Raw genomic sequence first — 3,098 nt, 5'->3', positions numbered from 1 at the left:
CTGCGTTTAATGTTTTCGTTTTCGTCGATGATCTCCATGGCGCGGTATTTTGGTGCGCCGCTAAGGGTACCTGCCGGATAAGTATCGGCCACAACTTTAAATGCTGATACACCTGGCTTCAGCTTGCCGCTTACATGCGATACCAGGTGGATGAGATGTGAATAGTATTGAACCTCTTTAAAAGCCTTAACGGTCACGTTTTCGCAATGTCGACTCAGGTCATTACGGGCCAGGTCAACAAGCATCACGTGTTCTGCCGATTCTTTGGGGTCATTCTCCAGGTTCCGGGCAATTTCTGCATCCTTCTCATCATCGCCGCTGCGTTTAAAGGTGCCGGCTATCGGGAATATATTGGCTACATTATTTTTAATGGTGATCTGTGCCTCGGGTGATGAACCGAAGATCCGGAAATCGCCGAAATCAAAATAGAACAGGTAAGGCGATGGGTTGATGGAGCGTAAGGCTCGGTAAACGTTAAATTCATCGCCCAGGAAAGTGCGTGAAAATGCTCTTGAAGGCACTATTTGGAATACATCACCCCGATAAATATGCTGTTTCATTTTCTCAACTATAGCAATGAACTCATCTCCGGTGAGGTTCGATTTTTCATCGCCGTTGCTCTTGAAGCTGTATTCGGGAAAGTTTTTGTTTTTGATGAGATATTCCAGCTTTTCGATACCGCCATTGGTTGGTGCTCCCTCGGGCTGATTATGGAAGATGTAAAGCTCATTTTTAAAGTGATCGATAGCGATGATGTACCTGTAGATGTGGTACTGCATTACCGGGATCTTACGATCAGTATTACCGCTTTGCTTCAGTTTGATGGTTTCGTAATGCTCAACGGCCTCATGGGTAAAATAGCCGAATAAACCGTTCGTGATCATTTTCAGTGGCAGCGAATCGGTTTCAAAACTACCGATGAAGCTATTGATTTGCTCAATAAGATCAAACGTGCCGGGTTCATGTGTTTCATGGCTGCCATCCGGGTATTGCTTTTTAAGCACGCCATTGTTCAGCACAATACCACTTAGGGGCTCGCAGCAAATGTAGCTGGTGCTGTTTTCACGGCTGTGATAGTCGGAACTTTCCAGCAGCAGCGAGTTGGGGAATACATCGCGCAGGCGAAGGTAAATGCTAACTGGTGTGGTGGTGTCGGCCAGCAGCTTTTTATAAGTGGTAGTAATCTTGAATGTGCTCATCTTATTTTTTTAAATATCTTAAAACAAAAAAACCCGGCGAATTGGGGTCGCCGGGTTTCCTATTTAGGTTCACAATTGATTAGGTTGTCTCTGATCAAAAAGCGCAAGCCGGCTGCCAATTTAATTGGTGCCACCAGCTGTTTGTATGTGTGTTTTTAATCATCGCGGTCACAAATTTATAAAGAAATTTGAATTGTCAAATTTTTTGTGAAATTATTTATTTGCTAAATCCTATTAGCTACGTAGAATTACTGTGGAATAAGCATTATACCCACCGCAATAAGCACAATTCCGATCAAATAAAAGATGGCGATGGCTTTATGCTTAGCCTCAGGCAGCGTAGCTTTCTTCGATTTGCTATGCCCGATAGTGATCAGCGCGATGGCAATGAGCATGATCACCCAGTGCTCAACGGTAAAATAACGGGTGATAGGATTTTTCATGGTATCCTTGCTAAACTGCACCATCGGACTGATAAAAAACAGGATGATGCCCAGCAAAAATTGTGTATGTACCGAGATCATGGCAAACAGGTTAAGCTTGCGGTTGCCCTCGCCATAAGGTCTTTTGCCCAACCAGCCCATAAATGCACGTACAAGGGCCAGCAATACCAATACAATAACAATGTACCTGAAACCGGAATGAAATTCCTTAAAAAAGCTATAAAGTGTCATACATCAAAATTTGCCGTGAATATACACATATAGGTTATTGAAGTTATTAGGTCATTGTGTCATTTTTTTGTAGGGAGAGCTCAATTAAGTACTGCTAACCGACGTTGAATAAAAACTATGTCATTGCGAGGAGGGACGACGAAGCAATCTCGTAGCTATGCATATCGAACATGCATTGGCTACGAGATTGCCGTGCTACGCTCGCAATGACATACTTTTTGTTGCCTGCGGCAGGGCAGATACAAACAAAAAAAGCGATGAGCCTAAACCCATCGCTTTCATTTTATCTTTCGGACTTCCGGTTAAAGACTTCCGACTTATATCAAAAGCCTTACCGGCTCTTCTAATAATTGTTTTAACGTTTGCAGGTAGGCTGCAGCTGAAGCACCATCAACCACGCGGTGATCGGCGCTCAGGGTAACCTTCATGATGTTGCCTGGTACTACGGCACCGTTTTTAACAACCGGTACAGCCTGGATCCCGCTTACAGCAAGGATACATGCGTTAGGTGTGTTAATGATGGCAGTAAACTCGTCAACACCAAACATACCAAGGTTTGAGATGGTGAAGGTTGAGCCTTCCATTTCGTTTGGTTGCAGTTTTTTAGCTTTTGCCTTACCAGCAAACTCTTTCACTTCAACCGAAATGTGGCTTAATGATTTACCATCGGCAAATTTGATAACCGGAACCAGCAAACCTTCGTCAACAGCAACAGCAACACCGATGTGAACATGCTCATTAGTGCGGATCTTATCACCTAAGAATGATGAGTTGATGGCAGGGTGCTGCCTCAAGGCAACAGCGCAGGCTTTAACAACAAAATCATTAAATGAAATTTTAACCGGGGCAATCTCATTCATACGGGTACGGGCAGCAATAGCCTGATCCATATCAATGGTCATGGTTACATAGAAATGCGGCGCAGTGAACAAGCTTTCGCTTAAGCGGCGGCTGATAGCTTTACGCATTTGAGTAACCGGTCTTTCGCTGAATTTCTCTTCGCCGGTAAAGGTTGGCAATACGATAGGTGCTTTTGCAGCAGCAGCCGGAGCGGCAGCAGGTGCAGCCTCAGTAGCCGGAGCCGCGGCTGGTTTAGCAGATGGTGTATATTCCTCAACATCCTTTTTGATGATACGGCCGCCATCGGCACTGCCTTTTACATCATTAAGGTTGATGCCTTTATCTTTAGCTATTTTACGTGCAAGCGGTGATGCTTTTACGCGGC

Annotated in this window: 3 protein-coding genes; all 3 read right to left on the bottom strand. The window is 44.5% G+C overall.

What is annotated here, in order from left to right; genetic code table 11:
* The coding region (locus VF500_RS17030) for an anthranilate synthase component I family protein (RefSeq protein WP_330860832.1) at positions 1-1,199 on the bottom strand (1,199 nt) is incomplete at its 3' end.
* Between the two features lie 248 nt (positions 1,200-1,447).
* Entirely contained in the window at positions 1,448-1,873 is a 426-nt protein-coding gene (locus VF500_RS17025) for a cytochrome B (RefSeq protein ID WP_330860831.1), read from the bottom strand.
* 317 nt (positions 1,874-2,190) lie between these two features.
* A partial coding sequence (locus tag VF500_RS17020; protein WP_330860830.1) for a dihydrolipoamide acetyltransferase family protein occupies positions 2,191-3,098 on the bottom strand: 908 nt, incomplete at its 5' end.

Origin of the sequence: Mucilaginibacter sp. (assembly GCF_036383575.1) — a bacterium.
Classification (GTDB): Bacteria; Bacteroidota; Bacteroidia; order Sphingobacteriales; family Sphingobacteriaceae; genus Mucilaginibacter.
This window is presented reverse-complemented; position numbering and strand designations above follow the sequence as displayed.

Excerpts from the sequence above, each read along its gene's own strand:
- VF500_RS17025 (WP_330860831.1), bottom strand. The coding sequence starts at position 1,873 with ATGACACTTTATAGCTTTTTTAAGGAATTTCATTCCGGTTTCAGGTAC.